The 20,886-nt window shown below is 54.6% G+C and carries 18 protein-coding genes, 2 tRNA genes and 1 rRNA gene; 13 read left to right on the top strand and 8 right to left on the bottom strand.

Features of this window, described 5'->3' with window-relative positions; translation table 11 throughout:
* Nucleotides 1-3 precede the first annotated feature (3 nt).
* The 7 genes from lpxB to tilS all read left to right on the top strand — a co-directional run bounded on the left by lpxB (nucleotide 4) and on the right by tilS (nucleotide 10,350).
* Nucleotides 4-1,149 (top strand): lipid-A-disaccharide synthase, encoded by a 1,146-nt coding sequence (gene lpxB / locus AC1UKS_RS17655; RefSeq protein WP_482434690.1) that lies wholly within the window; start codon nucleotides 4-6, stop codon nucleotides 1,147-1,149.
* Nucleotides 1,146-1,769 carry a ribonuclease HII gene (rnhB, locus tag AC1UKS_RS17650; protein WP_482434689.1) on the top strand — a complete coding sequence of 208 codons (624 nt, stop codon included), beginning with the start codon at nucleotides 1,146-1,148 and terminating at the stop codon, nucleotides 1,767-1,769. Before lpxB ends, rnhB begins: the two co-directional genes overlap by 4 nt.
* A 32-nt stretch (nucleotides 1,770-1,801) precedes the next feature.
* A complete protein-coding gene (gene dnaE / locus AC1UKS_RS17645) occupies nucleotides 1,802-5,284 on the top strand; it encodes a DNA polymerase III subunit alpha (protein ID WP_053145531.1) in 3,483 nt (1,160 codons plus the stop codon).
* 12 nt (nucleotides 5,285-5,296) lie between these two features.
* Nucleotides 5,297-6,256 carry an acetyl-CoA carboxylase carboxyl transferase subunit alpha gene (gene accA, locus AC1UKS_RS17640; RefSeq protein ID WP_482434688.1) on the top strand — a complete coding sequence of 320 codons (960 nt, stop codon included), beginning with the start codon at nucleotides 5,297-5,299 and terminating at the stop codon, nucleotides 6,254-6,256.
* Nucleotides 6,257-6,372: 116 nt separating this feature from the next.
* Nucleotides 6,373-8,520 (top strand): lysine decarboxylase LdcC, encoded by a 2,148-nt coding sequence (locus AC1UKS_RS17635; RefSeq protein ID WP_482434687.1) that lies wholly within the window; start codon nucleotides 6,373-6,375, stop codon nucleotides 8,518-8,520.
* A 76-nt stretch (nucleotides 8,521-8,596) separates the two neighbouring features.
* Complete coding sequence (locus AC1UKS_RS17630) at nucleotides 8,597-8,986, top strand: VOC family protein (protein ID WP_482434686.1); 390 nt, start codon at nucleotides 8,597-8,599, stop codon at nucleotides 8,984-8,986.
* Between the two features lie 62 nt (nucleotides 8,987-9,048).
* On the top strand, nucleotides 9,049-10,350 hold the full coding sequence (gene tilS / locus AC1UKS_RS17625) for a tRNA lysidine(34) synthetase TilS (RefSeq protein ID WP_482434685.1): 1,302 nt from the start codon (nucleotides 9,049-9,051) through the stop codon (nucleotides 10,348-10,350).
* A gap of 39 nt (nucleotides 10,351-10,389) precedes the next feature.
* On the opposite strand, the gene rof is transcribed toward tilS, so the two are convergent.
* Entirely contained in the window at nucleotides 10,390-10,653 is a 264-nt protein-coding gene (rof, locus tag AC1UKS_RS17620; protein WP_013200864.1) for a Rho-binding antiterminator, read from the bottom strand.
* Nucleotides 10,640-10,840, bottom strand: a complete 201-nt coding sequence (locus tag AC1UKS_RS17615; protein ID WP_071822098.1) for a YaeP family protein — start codon at nucleotides 10,838-10,840, stop codon at nucleotides 10,640-10,642. The genes rof and AC1UKS_RS17615 overlap by 14 nt, the downstream gene beginning before the upstream one ends.
* Nucleotides 10,841-10,972: 132 nt before the next feature.
* Here AC1UKS_RS17615 and AC1UKS_RS17610 point away from each other — a divergent pair, with 132 nt between their 5' ends.
* Both AC1UKS_RS17610 and arfB read left to right on the top strand, forming a co-directional pair.
* Nucleotides 10,973-11,527: a YaeQ family protein gene (locus tag AC1UKS_RS17610; protein WP_013200865.1), complete on the top strand. Its 555-nt coding sequence runs from the start codon at nucleotides 10,973-10,975 to the stop codon at nucleotides 11,525-11,527.
* Nucleotides 11,524-11,943: an alternative ribosome rescue aminoacyl-tRNA hydrolase ArfB gene (gene arfB, locus AC1UKS_RS17605; RefSeq protein WP_105760833.1), complete on the top strand. Its 420-nt coding sequence runs from the start codon at nucleotides 11,524-11,526 to the stop codon at nucleotides 11,941-11,943. The genes AC1UKS_RS17610 and arfB overlap by 4 nt, the downstream gene beginning before the upstream one ends.
* 100 nt (nucleotides 11,944-12,043) lie before the next feature.
* Here the strand turns inward: arfB and proS are convergent, their stop codons facing one another.
* From proS to metN, 6 genes are all read right to left on the bottom strand, one after another.
* Complete coding sequence (gene proS / locus AC1UKS_RS17600) at nucleotides 12,044-13,762, bottom strand: proline--tRNA ligase (protein WP_013200867.1); 1,719 nt, start codon at nucleotides 13,760-13,762, stop codon at nucleotides 12,044-12,046.
* A gap of 110 nt (nucleotides 13,763-13,872) precedes the next feature.
* Nucleotides 13,873-14,580 (bottom strand): tRNA (N6-threonylcarbamoyladenosine(37)-N6)-methyltransferase TrmO, encoded by a 708-nt coding sequence (tsaA, locus tag AC1UKS_RS17595; protein ID WP_482434684.1) that lies wholly within the window; start codon nucleotides 14,578-14,580, stop codon nucleotides 13,873-13,875.
* The gene (gene rcsF, locus AC1UKS_RS17590) at nucleotides 14,577-14,981 is read right to left on the bottom strand and encodes an Rcs stress response system protein RcsF (RefSeq protein ID WP_013200869.1); all 405 of its coding nucleotides are present in this window, start codon (nucleotides 14,979-14,981) and stop codon (nucleotides 14,577-14,579) included. The genes tsaA and rcsF overlap by 4 nt, the downstream gene beginning before the upstream one ends.
* 146 nt (nucleotides 14,982-15,127) lie before the next feature.
* Nucleotides 15,128-15,943, bottom strand: coding sequence for a MetQ/NlpA family lipoprotein (locus tag AC1UKS_RS17585; RefSeq protein WP_013200870.1), 816 nt, complete (start codon nucleotides 15,941-15,943; stop codon nucleotides 15,128-15,130).
* Nucleotides 15,944-15,971: 28 nt separating this feature from the next.
* Nucleotides 15,972-16,625 carry a methionine ABC transporter permease MetI gene (locus tag AC1UKS_RS17580; RefSeq protein ID WP_482434683.1) on the bottom strand — a complete coding sequence of 218 codons (654 nt, stop codon included), beginning with the start codon at nucleotides 16,623-16,625 and terminating at the stop codon, nucleotides 15,972-15,974.
* Nucleotides 16,618-17,649: a methionine ABC transporter ATP-binding protein MetN gene (metN, locus tag AC1UKS_RS17575; RefSeq protein ID WP_482434682.1), complete on the bottom strand. Its 1,032-nt coding sequence runs from the start codon at nucleotides 17,647-17,649 to the stop codon at nucleotides 16,618-16,620. The genes AC1UKS_RS17580 and metN overlap by 8 nt, the downstream gene beginning before the upstream one ends.
* A gap of 179 nt (nucleotides 17,650-17,828) precedes the next feature.
* Here metN and gmhB point away from each other — a divergent pair, with 179 nt between their 5' ends.
* The 4 genes from gmhB (at nucleotide 17,829) to AC1UKS_RS17555 (ending at nucleotide 20,718) form a co-directional block, all read left to right on the top strand.
* Nucleotides 17,829-18,389: a D-glycero-beta-D-manno-heptose 1,7-bisphosphate 7-phosphatase gene (gene gmhB, locus AC1UKS_RS17570; RefSeq protein ID WP_013200873.1), complete on the top strand. Its 561-nt coding sequence runs from the start codon at nucleotides 17,829-17,831 to the stop codon at nucleotides 18,387-18,389.
* Between the two features lie 389 nt (nucleotides 18,390-18,778).
* Nucleotides 18,779-20,319 (top strand): 16S ribosomal RNA (locus tag AC1UKS_RS17565).
* Nucleotides 20,320-20,394: 75 nt separating this feature from the next.
* A tRNA-Ile gene (locus AC1UKS_RS17560) sits at nucleotides 20,395-20,471 on the top strand.
* Nucleotides 20,472-20,642: 171 nt separating this feature from the next.
* A tRNA-Ala gene (locus AC1UKS_RS17555) sits at nucleotides 20,643-20,718 on the top strand.
* The last annotated feature ends 168 nt before the right edge of the window (nucleotides 20,719-20,886 follow it).

Genomic DNA, 20,886 nt, shown 5'->3' with positions numbered 1-20,886 from the left:
CTCATGCCAAAGCATCCTTTAACGATTGCCCTTGTCGCCGGAGAAACCTCCGGCGATATTCTTGGTGCCGGTCTTATCCGTGCACTCAAAGAAAAGCACCCGGAAACCCGCTTTGTCGGCGTTGCCGGACCGCTGATGCAGGCTGAGGGTTGTGAAGCCTGGTACGAGATGGAAGAGCTGGCGGTGATGGGGATTGTTGAGGTGCTTGAACGTCTGCCTCGCCTGCTGAAAATCCGTCGCGATCTGACCAAACGCTTCACTGCTTTGCAGCCCGATGTCTTCGTCGGTATCGATGCGCCTGACTTCAACATTACCCTTGAAGGGCATCTTAAGCAGAACGGTATTCGTACCATTCATTACGTCAGCCCGTCTGTCTGGGCCTGGCGCCAGAAACGCGTGTTCAAAATTGGCCGCTCTACCGATCTGGTGTTGGCCTTTTTGCCGTTTGAAAAAGCGTTCTACGATCGTTTTAACGTTCCCTGTCGTTTTATCGGCCATACCATGGCTGATGCGATGCCGATCCAGCCAGATAAACGCGCTGCGCGTCTGGAGCTGGGGATTGCTGAGGGAACGCCGTGCCTGGCCTTGCTGCCGGGCAGCCGCAATGCGGAAGTTGAGATGCTCAGCGCTGACTTCCTGAGAACGGCGGTATTATTGCGCCAGAAATGGCCAGAGCTGGAAATCGTGGTGCCGCTGGTTAACCCGCGCCGCCGTGAACAGTTCGAACGAATTAAAGCCGAAGTGGCGCCAGACCTGAAAATGCATCTGCTGGATGGCAAAGGGCGTCAGGCAATGGTTGCCAGCGATGCGGCATTGCTGGCGTCCGGTACCGCTGCACTGGAGTGTATGCTGGCTAAATGCCCGATGGTGGTCGGTTACCGCATGAAGCCCTTCACCTTCTGGCTGGCCAAGCGACTGGTGAAAACGGACTACGTGTCGTTACCTAACCTGCTGGCGGGCCGTGAACTGGTGAAAGAGCTGCTGCAGGAAGAGTGTCAGCCCGATCTGCTGGCTGCCGCGCTGGAACCTTTACTGGCAGAAGGCGACACCCGCGACCAGTTGCTGGCAACCTTTACCGAACTTCATCATCAAATCCGCTGGAATGCCGATGAGCAGGCCGCGGCTGCCGTACTGGAACTCTGTCCATGAGCGACTTTATCTATCCTGACGCGACCTGCATTGCCGGCGTGGACGAAGTAGGGCGTGGCCCGTTAGTCGGCGCTGTGGTGACCGCGGCGGTTATTCTCGATCCAGCCCGTCCGATAGTGGGTCTGGCCGATTCCAAAAAGCTGTCTGAAAAACGCCGCCTGGCGTTGTACGATGAGATAGTCGAGAAGGCGTTAAGCTGGAGCGTAGGTCGGGCTGAGCCGGAAGAGATCGATCGGCTGAATATCCTGCATGCCACCATGCTGGCGATGCAGCGTGCTGTTGCCGGACTGCATATCAGTCCAGACTTTGTATTGATTGATGGAAACCGTTGCCCGGCGCTGGCGATGCCTTCTCTGGCGGTGGTCAAGGGCGACAGCCTGGTGCGTGAAATCAGCGCGGCGTCTATTATTGCCAAGGTGACGCGTGACCGGGAAATGAGCGAGCTGGATGTGCTGTTCCCACAGTACGGTTTTGCTCAGCATAAAGGCTACCCGACCGCACTGCATATGGAAAAACTGGCGCAGCATGGCGTAACACCGCATCACCGTCGCAGTTTTGCACCGGTGCGTAATGCGATACTGGATGCCGACGTTGCGGCTTCAGCCGGACAGACCCTGTAATTTTCACCCCTCAGCCTTAAGTGGGATCCAAGATGGCCGAACCTCGTTTTATTCATTTACGCGTTCACAGTGACTACTCCATGGTTGATGGATTAGCCAAGACGGGCCCGTTGGTGAAAAAAGCTGCCTCTCTGGGCATGCCGGCCATTGGGATCACTGACTACCTTAACCTGTGCGGCCTGGTGAAATTCTACGGCGGTGCCCACGGTCAGGGCGTTAAGCCGATCATCGGTGCGGACTTTAAGGTTAGCAGTGACGCGATGGGCGACGATCTGGGCCAGCTGACGATCCTCGCGGCGAACAACACCGGTTATCAGAACCTCACCCTGTTGATCTCAAAAGCTTACCAGCGTGGTTATGGTGCCGCCGGTCCGATCATCGATCGTGACTGGCTGATCGAGCTGGGCGAAGGGTTGATCCTACTTTCCGGCGGGCGTCGTGGCGACGTTGGCCAGATGCTGCTGCGCGGTAACCATGCCCAGGTTGCCGAGTGCCTGGCGTTCTATCAGCAATACTTCCCTGAGCGCTACTATCTTGAGCTGATCCGCACCGGACGCCAGGATGAAGAGACCTGGGTTCATGCTGCCGTCGAGCTGGCCATTGCCAACAGCATTCCCGTGGTTGCTACCAACGAAGTGTGCTTCCTGGAAGCTGGCGATTTTGATGCCCATGAAATCCGCGTGGCGATCCACGATGGTTTCACCCTCGACGATCCCAAAAGACCGAAAAACTACAGCCCTCAGCAATATCTGCGAACCGAAGAGGAGATGTGCGAGCTGTTCTCGGACATCCCCGAAGCGCTGGCTAACAGCGTAGAAATTGCTAAGCGTTGTAACGTCACCATCCGCCTGGGTGAGTACTTCCTGCCGCAGTTCCCGACGGGCGAAATGACCACCGAAGACTTCCTGGTGATGAAATCGCGGGAAGGGCTGGAAGAGCGTCTGGAATTCCTGTTCCCGGATGCGGCAGTGCGGGCAGAAAAACGGCCTGAATATGACGATCGCCTCGAAATCGAGCTGAACGTGATCAACCAGATGGGCTTCCCGGGCTACTTCCTGATCGTGATGGAGTTTATCCAGTGGTCGAAGGATAACGACGTGCCGGTAGGGCCAGGTCGTGGTTCCGGTGCCGGATCGCTGGTGGCCTATGCGCTGAAAATTACCGACCTCGATCCGCTTGAGTTTGACCTGCTGTTCGAACGTTTCCTGAACCCGGAACGTGTATCGATGCCCGACTTCGACGTCGACTTCTGCATGGAAAAGCGCGATCTGGTGATTGAGCACGTGGCCGAGATGTATGGCCGTAAAGCGGTATCTCAGATCATCACCTTCGGTACCATGGCGGCAAAAGCCGTGGTGCGTGACGTTGGGCGCGTGCTGGGTCATCCGTATGGCTTCGTCGATCGTATTTCCAAGCTGATCCCGCCAGAGCCCGGCATGACGCTGGAAAAAGCCTTTGCGGCCGAGCCGCAGCTGCCAGAAATCTATGAAGCCGACGAAGAAGTTAAAGCGCTGATCGATATGGCGCGCAAGCTGGAAGGCGTCACGCGTAACGCCGGTAAGCACGCCGGTGGTGTGGTGATAGCACCGACGCAAATCACCGATTTTGCGCCGCTGTATTGCGATGAAAACGGCAACTTCCCGGTAACCCAGTTTGATAAGAACGATGTGGAATATGCCGGGCTGGTGAAGTTCGACTTCCTCGGTCTGCGCACATTGACCATCATCGACTGGGCACTGGCGATGATCAACGCCCGGCGCAAGAAGCAGGGCGAGGCGCCAATCGATATCGCCGCGATCCCGCTGGACGATAAAAAAAGCTTTGATATGCTGCAGCGATCTGAGACCACCGCGGTCTTCCAGCTTGAATCACGCGGCATGAAAGATCTGATCAAACGTCTGAAGCCCGACAGCTTTGAAGATATGATCGCCCTGGTGGCGCTGTTCCGTCCGGGTCCGCTGCAGTCAGGCATGGTAGATAACTTTATCGACCGTAAGCACGGCCGTGAAGCGATCTCCTACCCGGATATCCAGTGGCAGCATGAATCCCTGAAGCCGGTACTGGAGCCAACCTATGGCATCATTCTGTATCAGGAACAGGTCATGCAGATTGCCCAGGTTCTGGCTGGTTACAGCCTGGGCGGTGCGGACATGTTGCGTCGTGCGATGGGTAAAAAGAACCCGGTCGAGATGGCCAAACAGCGCGGTGGCTTTGAAGATGGCGCCAAGTCGCGGGGTATTGAAGGTGAGCTGGCGGTTAAAATCTTCGACCTGGTAGAGAAATTTGCCGGTTACGGTTTTAACAAATCCCACTCCGCAGCCTATGCGCTGGTCTCTTATCAGACGCTGTGGCTGAAAGCGCACTACCCGGCCGAATTTATGGCCGCGGTAATGACCGCCGATATGGACAACACCGAGAAGGTGGTCGGTCTGGTCGATGAATGCTGGCGCATGGGGCTGAAGGTGTTACCTCCGGATATCAACTCCGGACAGTATCAGTTCCACGTCAACGATGACGGCGAAATTGTTTACGGCATCGGTGCCATTAAAGGCGTGGGCGAAGGCCCGATTGAAGCGATCATCGAAGCGCGTAATGAAGGCGGCTACTTCCGCGAGCTGTTCGACCTGTGCGCCCGTACCGACACCAAAAAGCTTAACCGCCGCGTGCTGGAAAAGCTGGTGATGTCCGGCGCGTTTGACCGTTTGGGGCCGCACCGTGCCGCCCTGATGAGCGCGCTGCCAGAAGCGTTGAAAGCCGCCGATCAGCATGCGAAAGCGGAAGCGATCGGCCAGGCCGATATGTTCGGCGTGCTGGCGGAAGAGCCGGCACACATCGAAAAATCCTATGCAGACATCAAGCGCTGGCCTGAACAGGTCCAGCTGGATGGCGAAAGAGAAACCCTGGGGCTTTACCTCACCGGCCACCCGATCAATCAGTATCTGAAAGAGATCGAGCGCTACGTGGGGGGAATGCGCCTGAAAGACATGCACCCGACCGATCGTGGCAAAATGACCATGGCAGTTGGTCTGGTGGTGGCGGCCCGCGTAATGGTAACAAAACGCGGTAACCGGATTGGCATCTGCACGCTGGACGACCGTTCTGGTCGTCTGGAAGTGATGTTATTCACAGATGCGTTAGAGAAGTTCCAGCATTTGTTGGAAAAAGACCGTATCCTGATCGTCAGCGGACAGGTCAGCTTCGATGACTTCAGCGGCGGGCTTAAAATGACCGCCCGCGATGTGATGGACATTGATGAAGCCCGTGAAAAATATGCTCGTGGGCTTGCTATCTCGCTGACGGACAGGCAAATTGATGACCAGCTTTTGAACCGTCTCCGTCAATCCCTGGAACCCCATCGTTCGGGGACCATTCCGGTACATCTCTACTATCAGAGAGAGGATGCACGGGCGAAGTTGCGCTTTGGCGCAGCCTGGCGTGTGTCGCCCAGCGATCGTTTACTCAACGAACTGCGGTCGCTGATAGGGTCGGAGCAGGTGGAACTGGAGTTTGACTAAAACAGGAATATTATGAGTCTTAATTACCTGGATTTCGAACAGCCAATCGCAGAACTTGAAGCGAAGATTGATTCGCTCAAATCGGTTGGCCGTCAGGATGAAAAACTGGATATTAATCTGGATGAAGAAGTTCAGCGTCTGCGTGAGAAAAGCGTCGAGCTGACCCGTAAGATCTTCTCCGATTTGGGCGCATGGCAGATCGCGAAATTAGCGCGTCACCCTTTGCGTCCTTACACGCTGGACTATGTCCGCAACGTGTTTACTGACTTTGACGAGCTGGCAGGCGATCGCGCCTACGCGGATGATAAAGCCATTGTTGGCGGTATCGCTCGTCTGGATGGTCGCCCGGTGATGATCATTGGTCATCAGAAAGGCCGCGAAACCAAAGAGAAAATCCGTCGTAATTTCGGTATGCCTGCTCCAGAAGGCTACCGTAAAGCACTGCGTCTGATGGAGATGGCCGAGCGCTTCAAAATGCCGATCATCACCTTTATCGACACCCCGGGTGCATATCCAGGTGTTGGCGCAGAAGAGCGCGGTCAGTCCGAAGCCATCGCACGCAACCTGCGTGAGATGTCAGGTCTGAAAGTGCCGGTCATCTGTACCGTTATCGGTGAGGGTGGTTCCGGTGGCGCGCTGGCTATCGGCGTTGGCGACAAAGTAAACATGCTGCAGTACAGCACCTATTCGGTGATTTCACCGGAAGGCTGTGCCTCAATTCTGTGGAAAAGCGCTGATAAAGCGCCGCTGGCCGCAGAAGCGATGGGCATTATTGCTCCGCGTCTGAAAGAACTGAAGCTGATCGACACGGTGATCCCAGAGCCATTAGGCGGAGCGCATCGCGAGCCGCTGGTGATTGGTGCCACACTGAAAGCCCAGCTGCTGGCCGACCTGGCCGAACTGGACGTGCTGAGTACTGAAGAACTGCTGGACCGTCGTTACCAGCGTTTGATGAACTACGGCTACGCCTGACAGTTCATGATCCACTCACAACGTCATGTTGTGGGTGGTTCATTCCCCAATTTTTTCCCTTCTGCCCGCCATCTTCGCTATGCTTACCCCTGCTGCACAATACCAGGAGGTACGCATTGAATATCATCGCGATCATGGGACCGCATAACGCATTCTATAAAGATGAACCCATCCGTGAGCTGGACGGGGCGCTCAACGCCCAGGGATTCCAGACTATCTACCCGAAAGATGCGAACGACCTGCTCAAGCTGATTGAACACAATCCCCGGATCTGCGGCGTCATCTTTGACTGGGATGAATACAGCCAGGATCTGTGCAGCGAAATCCAGCTGCTGAACGAATACCTTCCGCTTTACGCCTTTATCAACACCCACTCCAGCATGGACGTCAGCATCAACGAGATGCGCATGGCGATGTGGTTCTTTGAATACGGCCTCGGTGTTTCTGAAGAGATTGCCCAGCGTATCCGCCAGTACACCAATGAATACATCGATACGATTACGCCACCGCTGACCAAGGCGCTGTTCAACTATGTGAAAGAGGGCAAATACACCTTCTGCACGCCCGGACATATGGCCGGCACCGCCTTCCAGAAGAGTCCGGTTGGTACGCTGTTCTATGATTTCTTTGGTGCCAACACGCTGAAGGCCGATATCTCCATTTCGGTGACTGAGCTGGGGTCGCTGCTGGACCACACCGGTCCGCATCTGGAAGCGGAAGAGTATGTCGCCCGCACCTTTGGTGCTGAACAGAGCTACATGGTGACCAATGGCACCTCGACCTCAAATAAGATCGTCGGCATGTATGCTGCCGCCGCAGGGAGCACGGTATTAATCGACCGTAACTGCCACAAATCGCTGACGCACCTGTTGATGATGAGCGATATCATTCCCATCTGGCTGAAGCCAACCCGAAATGCGCTCGGTATTCTGGGCGGTATTCCCAAACGCGAATTCACCAAAGAGAGTATTGCCCTGAAAGTGGCGCAGACCGAACGCGCCATCTGGCCGGTGCATGCGGTGATCACCAACTCAACCTATGACGGGCTGCTATATAACACCCAGTACATCAAAGAGACGCTGGATGTGCCGTCGATCCACTTTGATTCTGCCTGGGTGCCTTACACCAATTTTCATCCGATCTATCAAGGGCTGAGCGGGATGAGCGGCGATCGTACGCCGGGGAAAGTGATCTACGAGACACAATCGACGCATAAGCTGCTGGCGGCGTTCTCTCAGGCTTCACTGATCCACATTAAAGGCGATTACGACGAAGAAACCTTTAATGAAGCCTATATGATGCACACCACCACCTCGCCGAACTATTCGATCGTCGCGTCGATCGAGACGGCGGCGGCAATGCTGCGTGGCAATCCGGGTAAACGGCTGATTAACCGTTCGGTTGAGCGTGCGCTGCACTTCCGCCGGGAGGTCCAGCGACTGCGCGAAGAGTCAGAAGGCTGGTTCTTCGATATCTGGCAGCCGGAAGGCGTTGATGAGCCAGAATGCTGGCCAATCCAGCCAGGCGAAGAGGACTGGCACGGCTTCAGCGAGGCGGATGCGGATCATATGTACCTCGATCCGATCAAAGTCACCATCCTGACGCCGGGGATGAGCGAGATGGGCGTGATGGCGGAGGAAGGGATCCCGGCGGCGCTGGTGGCTAAATTCCTCGATGAGCGCGGCGTAGTGGTCGAAAAAACCGGGCCCTATAATCTGCTGTTCCTGTTCAGCATTGGCATCGACAAAACTAAAGCGATGAGCGTACTGCGTGGCCTGACCGAGTTTAAGCGCGCATACGATCTGAATCTGCGGGTCAAAAACATGCTGCCGGATCTCTACGCAGAGGATCCTGATTTCTACCGCAATATGCGCATTCAGGATCTGGCGCAGGGGATCCACCGGCTGATCCGCGAACACGATCTGCCACGGTTGATGCTGCAAGCCTTCGCCACCTTGCCAGAAATGAAAATGACGCCGCATCAGATGTTCCAGCAGCAGGTGAAGGGCAATGTTGAGACGGTCGATATTTCGCAGCTGGTGGGACGCGTCTCGGCCAATATGATCCTGCCTTATCCGCCGGGCGTTCCCGTGGTGATGCCGGGTGAAATGATCACCGAGCAAAGCCGCGCGGTGCTCGACTTCCTGCTGATGCTCTGCACTATTGGCAAACATTACCCGGGATTCGAAACGGACATTCACGGCGCGAAGCTGACGGAAGAAGGGCAGTATCTGGTGCGGGTATTAAAAAACCCGGTCGATTAATTCCAGATTAGTGCCATTGTCGGCCTTTGAAGGCCTGCGTACAGTAAGGGAGTGAAGCCATTATCAAGGAGTTAGTATGTTAGGTATTAAGCAGGTGCACCATATCGCCATTATCGCCAGCCGCTATCAGGTCAGTAAGGACTTTTACTGCGACATTCTGGGGTTTACCTTAATCGGCGAAGTGTACCGCGAAGCACGCGACTCCTGGAAAGGGGATCTGGCGCTCAACGGTCAGTACACCATTGAACTGTTCTCTTTCCCTTTCCCGCCTTCGCGTCCCACCCAGCCTGAATCCTGTGGCCTGCGCCATCTGGCCTTCAGCGTTGACGATATCGATGCCGCCAAAGCCCATCTGGAATCAAAGGGCGTGGTTTGCGAAGACATCCGTATCGATCCGATCACCGATAAGCGCTTTACCTTCTTCAACGATCCGGATGGTTTGCCGCTGGAGCTGTATCAGGCGTAACATAGCGCTATTCATACCCGGCCAGCTCTGGCCGGGTTACCACTTCCCGTAACGGAATGCTCATGGCACTGCACGCACTTGCTCAGCACCTCGCCGGACATCAGCATCTGCTGGTGGGCTTCAGCGGTGGGCTGGATTCAACGGTTCTGCTGCATCAGCTGGTTACTCTGCGTGCGCAGCGGGGCGAACTCAACCTGCGGGCTATCCATATTCATCATGGCTTGAATCCGCTGGCCGATGGCTGGGTGGAGCATTGTCAGCAGCAGTGCCAGCTGTGGCAGGTTGAGCTGGTGGTGGTGTACGTCACGCTGGATAGCCGTGAAAAAGGGGTGGAAGCCGCTGCGCGTGATGCGCGCTATCAGGCGTTTGCTGACCATCTTCGACCTGCCGAATGCCTGCTCACCGCCCAACATCTGGACGATCAGTGCGAAACCTTCCTGTTAGCGTTAAAGCGCGGCAGCGGACCCGCCGGGCTGGCGGGAATGCCGGTTCAGTCGGTGTTGGGCCTGCACACCCTGCTTCGTCCTCTGCTCTTACAAACCCGGGGGCAGCTCGAAGCCTGGGCAGTGGAGCATGCGTTAAGCTGGATTGAGGATGACAGCAATCAGGACACCCGTTTTGACCGTAACTTTCTGCGACAGAAGGTGATCCCCGAGCTGACGTCCCGCTGGCCCCATTTTGCTCAGTCAGTTGCCCGCAGCGCGACGCTTTGTGGTGAGCAGGAGCAACTGCTGGATGAACTGCTGGCAGAATCATTGGGCACGCTGGTGGATGCGGCGGGTGGTCTGGCATGGGCACCGTTGCTGGCCATGAGCGAGGTCAGGCGGGCGGCGCTGCTGCGTCGCTGGATTGCCTTACAGGGCGGACTAATGCCGTCGAAGGCGTCGTTGCAGCGGCTGTGGCAGGAAGTGGCGTGTAGCCGTGAAGATGCCGAACCGCGTTTGCGGCTGGGTCGGTTTGACGTCAGGCGATATCGCGATCGGCTTTACTGGCTGGCGCTGACCGAGCCGGTTACTGATTTGATCCTCCGCTGGCCTTCGGGCGAGGGATCCCTCCGCTTGCCGGACGGGCTGGGACACCTGCTGCGCGATGATGCCGGCATAAAGATTCGGCCACCTTGGCCGGAGGAGATCGTCAGCGTACGTTTTCAGGCGCAGGGGAAATTCCATCTCACCGATCGGGCCGGCAGCCGCGCGCTGAAAAAAATCTGGCAGGAAAAGGGCATTCCCCCCTGGCAACGCGATCGCACGCCACTGCTGTTTTATGGCGAAACGCTGATTGCAGCGGTTGGGGTGTTTGTCACGCGGGAAGGTAAGCCTGATGAGGACGGTTACTGGCAGGTGAGCTGGATAAAACAGGCGTGATACTGAGGAACATGGGCGGGAGCAATCCCGCCCGGCGGTTTAATCAGATTCGCTGACCACGACGGTGCCCAGATCGGGATGACTGAAGCTGGAAATGTGATCCAGTCTCAGCTCGCGGACTTCACCAGAAAGATCGATAGCCAGATATTCCACATTCTTTCGTGACACCATATCTGTGGCTTTAGCCTTCAGCTTTTCACCATCTTTCATTTCCAGCGCCAGCGTCCAGCTGTTCTGGCAGGCGAGTTCAAGGTTGTCGTAATCGTCGCAGTTTATCGGTTTGTAGGCTTCATTCGTCAACATAATCGCTCACCAATAAGTTTGCAGCAGCAAAAGCTGCCTGTTCCCTGATGGAAGAGTGTAGCTCAGTATTTGCCGCTACCTCGTCAAGTGCTTTCAGTACGCAACCTAATGCGTCTGGCACGTATCCCAGATCGCCGCTGCCTATCTGGGCATACTTGCGGCGAACTAATTCACAATACTTTTGCATTTGCACCTCACTCAGAGTTTTCTCTGGCTATTTCACGACTATAACACAGGCTTTTGCGTGAAATCAGCCCACCGGCGAGTGATTTGCTGTGTCAACGGGTTACAATAGCAGCCAATAACGATAAGGAACCCCATGGCACTTAAAGCGACCATTTATAAAGCAACGGTCAACGTTGCGGATATGGACAGAAATGTTTTTATCGACAGCAACCTCACGCTGGCTCGTCATCCTTCGGAAACCGAAGAGCGTTTGATGCTGCGACTGCTTGCCTGGCTGGTGAACGCGCACGAACGTCTGGTCTTTACCCGCGGCCTGAGCGCGGAAGATGAGCCAGAAATCTGGCTGATGAACGACCACAACGGCATTGAGCTGTGGGTTGATTTGGGCCTGCCTGAAGAGAGAAGGGTGAAAAGAGCCTGTAATCGCTCTGCCAGCGTGGTGTTGTATACCTATAACGGACGTGCTGCACAGATCTGGTGGCAACAAAACCAGAGCAAACTGGCACAGCAGGATAATCTGACCATTCGTTTTATCGACGATGAGCAGCTGAGTGCGTTGATCAAACTGGCATCACGCTCGATGACGCTGCAGGCAACGATTCAGGACGGCACGATCTGGCTTTCTGACGACCAAAACCACCTGGAGCTGCGCTTCACTGACTGGTTGGTTAACGGCAAACGCGCATGATTATTCTGTCACGCAACGTCACCATCCCTGACAGTGAGCTGGAACTAACGGCGATCAGGGCTCAGGGAAACGGCGGACAAAACGTCAATAAAAGTTCGACGGCGATCCATCTGCGTTTTGATATCCGTGCCTCAAGCCTGCCTGAGTTTTATAAAGAGCGACTCATGGCGGTCAGCCACCACCTGATTACCCCGGAAGGCGTAGTGATCATCAAGGCGCAGGAATACCGCAGCCAGGAAATGAACCGCGAAGCGGCGCTGAAGCGACTGGAGAATTTGATTCAGGAGCTGACGGTGGTCGAAAAGACCCGGCGAGCGACGCGGCCTACGCTGGCATCGAAGAAACGCCGGCTGGAAGGCAAGTCGCGTAAGGCAACCACCAAATCGCTGCGTGGAAAAATGCGTGGAGCAGAGTAAGCCTGGTTTTGAACGCGCGTTGCAGAAGGCAACGATGTGGCAGGAACTGGGGGGAAGCGCATTGCGGGCCGGATAAGGGATTATCAGGCCCGCGGTCTTACTAGCCGTTGATCTCGCTGACCAGGAAATCAAGGATTTCGCCGGTTTTGATCATCCGCTTCTCGCCTTCACGGCGGGATTTGTACTCAACTTCTTCGCTGTCGAGGTTACGGTCGCCAATCACGATCGTATGTGGCACACCAATCAGCTCCATATCCGCAAACATCACGCCAGGGCGCTCTTTACGATCGTCCAGAATCACGTCAATGCCTTTCGCGCGTAACTGAGCATACAGCTCTTCTGCCAGCTCTTTCACCCGGAAGGATTTGTGCATGTTCATCGGCAGGATGGCGACCTGGAAAGGTGCCAGCGCTGCAGGCCAGATAATGCCGCGTTCATCGTGGTTCTGCTCAATGGACGCCGCCACAATACGGGTAATACCAATGCCGTAGCAGCCCATGGTCAGGATCTGATTGCGTCCGTCTTCACCCTGCACGGATGCCTTCATCGCTTCGGAGTACTTGGTTCCCAGCTGGAAGATATGGCCCACTTCAATGCCGCGTTTGATCTGCAGCGTACCTTTCCCGTCCGGGCTGGCATCGCCTTCCACCACGTTGCGGATGTCTTCCACACGTGGCAGTGGCAGATCGCGCTGCCAGTTAATGCCGGTAAAGTGCTTACCATCAACGTTGGCACCGGCAGAGAAGTCACTCATCACCGCGACCGTGCGGTCAATGATGATTGGCATATTCAGACCAACAGGACCCAGTGAACCCGGACCGGCACCAACCAGCGCACGAATCTCTTCTTCGGTGGCGAAAGTCAGCGGCGCGTCAATGATATCCAGCTTCTCGGCTTTGATCTCATTCAGCGCGTGGTCGCCACGAACCAGCAGAGCAACCAGCGTATGGCCACTCTCTTTGGTCGCTTTCACCATCAGCGTTTTCACGGTTTTCTCGACCGGCAGGTTGAACTGCTCAACCAGCTCGGCGATGGTTTTCGCGTTTGGCGTATCGATTTCTTGCATCGCCTGTTTAGCATCAGCACGGCCGCCCGCTGGCGCCACGGCTTCGGCAAACTCAATGTTGGCCGCATAGTCAGATTCGGTCGAGAAGATCACATCGTCTTCACCGCTCTGCGCCAGAACCTGGAATTCATGCGAAGCGCTGCCGCCGATAGAACCGGTGTCCGCCTGTACGGCACGGAAGTCCAGACCCATACGCTTGAAGCTCTGGCTGTAGGCGCGGTACATATCATCGTAGGTGGCCTGCAACGATTCCTGTGACGCGTGGAAAGAGTAAGCATCTTTCATGATGAACTCACGGGAGCGCATCACGCCAAAACGTGGGCGAACTTCGTCACGGAATTTGGTCTGGATCTGGAACACGTTCAGCGGCAGCTGCTTGTAAGAGCTCAGCTCGTTACGGATCAGATCGGTGACCACTTCTTCATGCGTTGGACCGAGAACGAACGGACGATCGCCACGATCGACAAAGCGCAGCAGCTCAGGACCATATTGCTCCCAGCGTCCACTCTCCTGCCATAAATCAGCGGGCTGAACGACCGGCATGGAGATCTCAATCGCACCGGCGTTGTTCATCTCTTCACGCACGATGTTTTCAACTTTTTTCAGTACGCGCAGACCGGTTGGCAGCCAGGTGTATAAACCTGAGGCCAGTTTGCGGATCATCCCGGCACGCAGCATCAGCTGGTGGCTGATCACTTCGGCGTCGGCTGGCGTCTCCTTCAGGGTGGAGAGCAGGTATTGAGTAGTACGCATGAGTTACGATTCCATTAAGCGGAAAGCTATTCGAAGTAAGCAGAGCCAAAAAAATTCTGGCGGCTAGTGTACCAGCGTGGCCGAAGACTCAAAAGATGCAGGGGAATAAATTAACGAAGATCGAGCGCAATCACCACGGTTCCCGCTGCGTTTACGCACCAGCGAACGTTGAAATCCAGCAGCCAGGCCGCGTATTCACGTTCGGGCTCTTCGCCTTTACGGTAAGCCGGACGCGGATCCTGTGCCAGAACCTGCTGAATAAAGCGTTCCAGATGAGGATACTGCGCGCGGTGCAAAGTAAGCTGTTGCTGCGCCAGCGGCGAAAAGGTCACTGACATGGCGGCTTCAGGGGCCATTTGCGCAAATCCGGCCTGGGCATCAGGAATCGACTCGGCAAAAGGCAGGTAGGGTTTGATATCGACGACGGGCGTACCATCAACCAGATCCAGACTGCCCAGTTCGAGAATCACCTGGCCTTTATCGGTACGAATGCCTTTTAACTCAACCAGCGACATGCCGATGGGATTGGGCCGGAAGGTGGAACGGGTCGCAAAGACACCCATACGCGCATTCCCGCCAAGCCGGGGAGGGCGAACCGTCGGTCGCCAGCCGCCTTCCATCGTCTGATGAAAGACAAACAGCAGCCACAGATGGCTGAAGGCTTCCAGGCCGCGCACGGCTTCGGGCTGATTATAAGGCGCGTGCAGATGAAGTTCTCCGCCGCCATCCTCAATCAGGCCGGGCTGGCGGGGAACGGCAAACTTCTCCTTCCAGGGGGAATGAACCGTTGCGATTTGCTGGAAGGAAAATGCACTCATTGATTCGAGACTTTCAGCGCTGAACCTTGGCAAACGGCCTGGCGGTAGCAGCCTGGTGCATTGCTGACGATTTCACACTGATGGACCAGCACCGCATTGGCTTTCATTGCAGAAGCACGGATCTGCATCCTTTTGCGCGCGGTGTTGAGGTTCGGTGGCGAGCTTTGCATCGTTGCCTGACAATCATCGCCATACACTTCACCAAGATCGCGGAATGGTTTACTCACCAGGTCGCTGGCATTGGTATAGAGTTTTACCGGAGCGGGCCGCGTTTGCGGTTTGCTGCGTTCAGGCTGAGTCTGCGTAGTCTGCTTAAAGGGTTCGACGGGCTTATAAGGTTTATGCATCAACGAACACCCTGTCAGCGAAAGGGCTAACAAACAGAGCGGTAAAACACGCATGGGATTATCCTCAGGTTCGGTAAAAGTGGCGTTATTGAAACAAGCCTTCAGGGAAATAACAAGCGCTTAAAAAGGCAAAAAGCGGGCAAAAGCCCGCTTTGTACTGAGTCACGCTGGATCGGCGGCGATCTCCGCCACCGCCCGGCTTACCAGCCTTTAACTGCACCACCGTTGAAAATCTTGTTAGCCGCAGCGCTCACTTCGTCAGACTGGTAAGCCTGAACGAATTTCTTCACGTTTTCTGCGTCTTTATTATCTTCACGCGCCACAATCATGTTCACGTAAGGAGAGTCTTTATCTTCTACGAAGATGCCGTCTTTTTCCGGGGTCAGGTTGATCTGGCTGGCGTAAGTGGTGTTAATCACCGCCAGCGCAATCTGCTGATCGTCCAGTGAACGTGGCAGCTGTGGAGCTTCCAGTTCAACCAGTTTGATGTTCTTAGGATTCTCAACCACATCCAGAGAGGTTGGCAGCAAGCCGGTACCTTCTTTCAGTTTGATCAGACCCACTTTCTGCAGCAGCAGCAGTGAACGGCCCAGGTTGGTTGGATCGTTAGGGATAGCAACCTGCGCACCGTTCTGCAGCTCATCCAGAGATTTGATCTTCTTGGAGTAGCCCGCGATTGGGTAAACGAAGGTATTGCCAACCGGCGTCAGCTTGTAACCGCGATCTTTGATCTGCTGATCCAGGTAAGGTTTGTGCTGGAAGGCGTTAACATCAATATCGCCTTTGCTCAGCGCTTCGTTCGGCAGCACGTAATCGTTAAAGGTCACCAGCTCAACGTCCAGGCCATATTTATCTTTCGCGACCTGCTTGGCCACTTCAGCAACCTGCTGTTCTGCGCCAACAATCACGCCGACCTTAATATGGTTTGGATCTTTCGCTTTCTGATCGCAACCAACCAGCGCCAATGTACCAATCAGCGCGCCCACAGCGGCAAATGTTTTAAAGTTAAAAGACATATCCCTTCCTTAATCTAAGAACAGTTGGTTATTTATGGGTGACTACACGTGCAATGCGGTCGCCACAGAACTGAATCAAATACACAAGAACAACTAACAACACTAATACCGTGTTCATCACCGTAGCGTTATAGCCGATATAACCGTACTGAATACCAATCTGGCCCAGACCGCCGGCGCCAACGGCACCGCCCATTGCGGAATAGCCAACCAAAGTAATCAGCGTAATGGTAGCGGCATTAATTAAGCCGGGCAGTGCTTCAGGTAGCAGAACTTTCTTCACGATCTGGAACGGCGTGGCGCCCATCGCGCGGGAAGCCTCGATCAAGCCGGCAGGCAGTTCCAGCAGCGTGTTCTCAACCATACGGGCAATAAAGGGTGCCGCGCCAATCGTCAGTGGCACAATCGCCGCCTGCAGGCCAATAGAGGTGCCGACAATCATGCGGGTGAACGGGATCATCCACACCAACAGAATAATGAAGGGTATCGCACGGAAGATATTCACCAGCGCTGACAGTGAGCGATACAGTGAACGGCTTTCAATAATCTGACCTGGGCGAGTGACATATAAAAGAACGCCAAGCGGCAGGCCAATAACAAAACCGAAGAAGCCAGAGACAAACGTCATGACCAGCGTCTCCCAGACGCCCCGGCAAAGAAGCATAATCATCGCTTCAGACATAACCTAATACCTCTACCTTTACATGATGCTCTTTCAGGAACGTAATAGCCGCCTGAGTATCGGCTTCGGTGCCATGCATTTCGGTCAGCATGATGCCAAACTTCACACCACCGGCGTAATCCATCTGGGCACTGATAATATTGTTATTCACGTTGAAGCGGCGGGCCGACTCGGACAACAGTGGCGCATCGACAGACTGACCGGTGAATTCCAGGCGTAATAAAGGCACGCTTTCCGGGTTGTTGTCTGCGGACAGACGGGCGCTGTAGTCTTCCGGGATATCCAGATGCAGCGTCGACTGGATAAATTGCTGGGCCAGCGGCGTCTTCGGATGAGAGAACACTTCACTTACCGTGTCCTGCTCAATCAGTTCACCGTTACTGATCACCGCAACCTGATCGCAGATGCGCTTCACGACATCCATCTCATGGGTGATCAGCAAAATGGTGATCCCCAGACGGCGGTTAATGTCCTTCAGCAATTCGAGGATTGAACGCGTGGTTGCCGGGTCCAGTGCGCTGGTGGCTTCATCACACAGCAGAACCTTCGGATTGGTGGCCAGCGCACGGGCAATCGCCACGCGCTGTTTCTGACCGCCAGACAGGTTAGCCGGCCAGGAATCGTGTTTGTCCGCCAGCCCAACCAACTCCAGCAGCTCTTTTACGCGGGCGTTGATTTCGCTGCGGGAAAGCTTGCCTAACTCCAGCGGCAGGGCAACGTTCCCTGCAACGGTGCGGGAGTTCATCAGGTTGAAGTGCTGGAAGATCATGCCAATCTGCCGACGGGCCTGGGTCAGCTGAGTTTCAGAAAGGCCGGTAAGGTCCTGACCGTCGACCAGCACAGTGCCGGACGTTGGGCGTTCAAGCAGATTCACGCAGCGGATCAGGGTACTTTTCCCTGCGCCCGATGCGCCAATAACGCCATAAATTTGTCCGGCCGGCACGTGCAGGCTGACATCAGACAGCGCTGTAATGTTGCGTGTGCCCTGCTGGAACACCTTGGTGATTGAGTTAAGTTTTATCATTTTATTATCGTAGTGCAGTTATCCGTGGCGTGTATTGAGTGCATCTCCCTTGGGCGAAATGCGATTGGATGTTAAGGCATCCAGACGTCTAAATCAATCAAAGTCATTCAATCTGCCATTCTCACCGTTAGCGCAATCATGCGATACTCTACGGCAACTTTAGTAGCAGGAGTTTCTACGTGACAGACAAAGTCCCCGCCATATTTCTCGATCGTGATGGCACGATGAATGAGGATCATGGCTACGTCCATGAGATCGACAACTTTCAGTTTATAGATGGTGCCATTGAGGCGATGCAGGAACTGAAGAAGATGGGTTACGCACTGGTAATGGTGACGAACCAGTCCGGTATTGCACGCGGCATCTTTTCCGAAGACACCTTTATGCAGCTCACTGAATGGATGGACTGGTCGCTCGCCGATCGTGACGTTGACCTGGATGGCATCTATTTCTGCCCGCATCATCCGGAAGGTGTAATAGAAGAGTATCGCCAGCAGTGTGATTGCCGTAAGCCAGAACCCGGCATGCTGTTATCTGCGCAGAAAGAACTGAATATCGATATGGCCGCTTCTTATATGGTTGGCGACAAAATTGATGACATGCTGGCAGGTAAAGCCGCCGGTGTAGGAATAAAGGTATTAGTTCGTAGCGGCAAGCCGATTACCGAAGAGGGTGAAAAAGCAGCTGACTGGGTGATTAATAGCCTTGCAGACCTACCTGCACGCATCAAACAGGGCTAAAAAGCAGCGTTCTGAGTGAAGTTTCATCGAACGGTAAAAAAGTTCAGATTTACGCTTGCCTTCCCGCGGCGTATCCCTATAATGCGCCTCCATCGAACGGCAACGAGCAAACGCTCAGTGTGCTGAAAGATGAAGAGAAAAATCCTGATTTAAGGGGTTGACTCTGAAAGAGGAAAGCGTAATATACGCCACCTCGCAGTAAGGCGCCAAGGCCCTTACCGCAATGCTCTTTAACAATTTATCAGACAATCTGTGTGGGCACTCGCAGGATTGATATCAGCGTCGCAAGGCGCAAAAAATATCAAGCCTTAAGAGTGAACACATAATGAAATTCATTATGACGTTTTACACTTGAGCATCGCTGAACTTGTTTCAGCAAATCGAACTTTTAATTGAAGAGTTTGATCATGGCTCAGATTGAACGCTGGCGGCAGGCCTAACACATGCAAGTCGAACGGTAGCACAGAGAGCTTGCTCTCGGGTGACGAGTGGCGGACGGGTGAGTAATGTCTGGGAAACTGCCTGATGGAGGGGGATAACTACTGGAAACGGTAGCTAATACCGCATAACGTCTTCGGACCAAAGTGGGGGACCTTCGGGCCTCACACCATCGGATGTGCCCAGATGGGATTAGCTAGTAGGTGGGGTAATGGCTCACCTAGGCGACGATCCCTAGCTGGTCTGAGAGGATGACCAGCCACACTGGAACTGAGACACGGTCCAGACTCCTACGGGAGGCAGCAGTGGGGAATATTGCACAATGGGCGCAAGCCTGATGCAGCCATGCCGCGTGTATGAAGAAGGCCTTCGGGTTGTAAAGTACTTTCAGCGGGGAGGAAGGCGACAGGGTTAATAACCCTGTCGATTGACGTTACCCGCAGAAGAAGCACCGGCTAACTCCGTGCCAGCAGCCGCGGTAATACGGAGGGTGCAAGCGTTAATCGGAATTACTGGGCGTAAAGCGCACGCAGGCGGTCTGTCAAGTCAGATGTGAAATCCCCGGGCTTAACCTGGGAACTGCATTTGAAACTGGCAGGCTAGAGTCTTGTAGAGGGGGGTAGAATTCCAGGTGTAGCGGTGAAATGCGTAGAGATCTGGAGGAATACCGGTGGCGAAGGCGGCCCCCTGGACAAAGACTGACGCTCAGGTGCGAAAGCGTGGGGAGCAAACAGGATTAGATACCCTGGTAGTCCACGCCGTAAACGATGTCGACTTGGAGGTTGTGCCCTTGAGGCGTGGCTTCCGGAGCTAACGCGTTAAGTCGACCGCCTGGGGAGTACGGCCGCAAGGTTAAAACTCAAATGAATTGACGGGGGCCCGCACAAGCGGTGGAGCATGTGGTTTAATTCGATGCAACGCGAAGAACCTTACCTGGCCTTGACATCCACGGAATTCGGCAGAGATGCCTTAGTGCCTTCGGGAACCGTGAGACAGGTGCTGCATGGCTGTCGTCAGCTCGTGTTGTGAAATGTTGGGTTAAGTCCCGCAACGAGCGCAACCCTTATCCTTTGTTGCCAGCGAGTAATGTCGGGAACTCAAAGGAGACTGCCGGTGACAAACCGGAGGAAGGTGGGGATGACGTCAAGTCATCATGGCCCTTACGGCCAGGGCTACACACGTGCTACAATGGCGCATACAAAGAGAAGCGAACTCGCGAGAGCAAGCGGACCTCACAAAGTGCGTCGTAGTCCGGATCGGAGTCTGCAACTCGACTCCGTGAAGTCGGAATCGCTAGTAATCGTAGATCAGAATGCTACGGTGAATACGTTCCCGGGCCTTGTACACACCGCCCGTCACACCATGGGAGTGGGTTGCAAAAGAAGTAGGTAGCTTAACCTTCGGGAGGGCGCTTACCACTTTGTGATTCATGACTGGGGTGAAGTCGTAACAAGGTAACCGTAGGGGAACCTGCGGTTGGATCACCTCCTTACCTGAAGATACTTTCCCGCGTAGTGTCCACAACAGATTGTCTGATAGAAAAGTAACGAGCAGAAAAAACCTCTACAGGCTTGTAGCTCAGGTGGTTAGAGCGCACCCCTGATAAGGGTGAGGTCGGTGGTTCAAGTCCACTCAGGCCTACCAAATTTTCACTCATGCTGCGTTATGCGCGCGGTCGTTTACCTTAAGTAAACTTCCCTTCCGCATGCCTTGCCTGAGTAAAAATTACATTTCTCCCAAAGAGTAGTGTCCTCAACGTCCTCTTCGAAAGAAAAGAACGTAAGTGGTAGTAGATGGTCTCTGCAGTAACTGTATGGGGCTATAGCTCAGCTGGGAGAGCGCCTGCCTTGCACGCAGGAGGTCAGCGGTTCGATCCCGCTTAGCTCCACCATGCAGTTTTCTGACAATACTTCAGAGCGTACCGGCAACGGTGTGCTGCGAAGTATTATGCTCTTTAACAATCCGGAACAAGCTGAAAATTGAAACGACATGTCGTTTTCATTCTCCGTAATAAGAATGAAATCAACGATATGTTCGAGTCTCTCAAATGCTTACAACA

The sequence above is a fragment of the Erwinia sp. AK-PDG3-5 genome, assembly GCF_056821705.1.
The sequence above is the reverse complement of the archived record's forward strand: the minus strand, read 5'-3'. Positions and strand labels throughout refer to the sequence as shown.

Excerpts from the sequence above, each read along its gene's own strand:
- lpxB (WP_482434690.1), top strand. The coding sequence starts at position 4 with ATGCCAAAGCATCCTTTAACGATTGCCCTTGTCGCCGGAGAAACCTCC.
- rnhB (WP_482434689.1), top strand. The coding sequence starts at position 1,146 with ATGAGCGACTTTATCTATCCTGACGCGACCTGCATTGCCGGCGTGGAC.
- dnaE (WP_053145531.1), top strand. The coding sequence starts at position 1,802 with ATGGCCGAACCTCGTTTTATTCATTTACGCGTTCACAGTGACTACTCC.
- accA (WP_482434688.1), top strand. The coding sequence starts at position 5,297 with ATGAGTCTTAATTACCTGGATTTCGAACAGCCAATCGCAGAACTTGAA.
- AC1UKS_RS17630 (WP_482434686.1), top strand. The coding sequence starts at position 8,597 with ATGTTAGGTATTAAGCAGGTGCACCATATCGCCATTATCGCCAGCCGC.
- tilS (WP_482434685.1), top strand. The coding sequence starts at position 9,049 with ATGGCACTGCACGCACTTGCTCAGCACCTCGCCGGACATCAGCATCTG.
- rof (WP_013200864.1), bottom strand. The coding sequence starts at position 10,653 with ATGTTGACGAATGAAGCCTACAAACCGATAAACTGCGACGATTACGAC.
- AC1UKS_RS17615 (WP_071822098.1), bottom strand. The coding sequence starts at position 10,840 with ATGCAAAAGTATTGTGAATTAGTTCGCCGCAAGTATGCCCAGATAGGC.
- AC1UKS_RS17610 (WP_013200865.1), top strand. The coding sequence starts at position 10,973 with ATGGCACTTAAAGCGACCATTTATAAAGCAACGGTCAACGTTGCGGAT.
- arfB (WP_105760833.1), top strand. The coding sequence starts at position 11,524 with ATGATTATTCTGTCACGCAACGTCACCATCCCTGACAGTGAGCTGGAA.
- proS (WP_013200867.1), bottom strand. The coding sequence starts at position 13,762 with ATGCGTACTACTCAATACCTGCTCTCCACCCTGAAGGAGACGCCAGCC.
- tsaA (WP_482434684.1), bottom strand. The coding sequence starts at position 14,580 with ATGAGTGCATTTTCCTTCCAGCAAATCGCAACGGTTCATTCCCCCTGG.
- rcsF (WP_013200869.1), bottom strand. The coding sequence starts at position 14,981 with ATGCGTGTTTTACCGCTCTGTTTGTTAGCCCTTTCGCTGACAGGGTGT.
- AC1UKS_RS17585 (WP_013200870.1), bottom strand. The coding sequence starts at position 15,943 with ATGTCTTTTAACTTTAAAACATTTGCCGCTGTGGGCGCGCTGATTGGT.
- AC1UKS_RS17580 (WP_482434683.1), bottom strand. The coding sequence starts at position 16,625 with ATGTCTGAAGCGATGATTATGCTTCTTTGCCGGGGCGTCTGGGAGACG.
- metN (WP_482434682.1), bottom strand. The coding sequence starts at position 17,649 with ATGATAAAACTTAACTCAATCACCAAGGTGTTCCAGCAGGGCACACGC.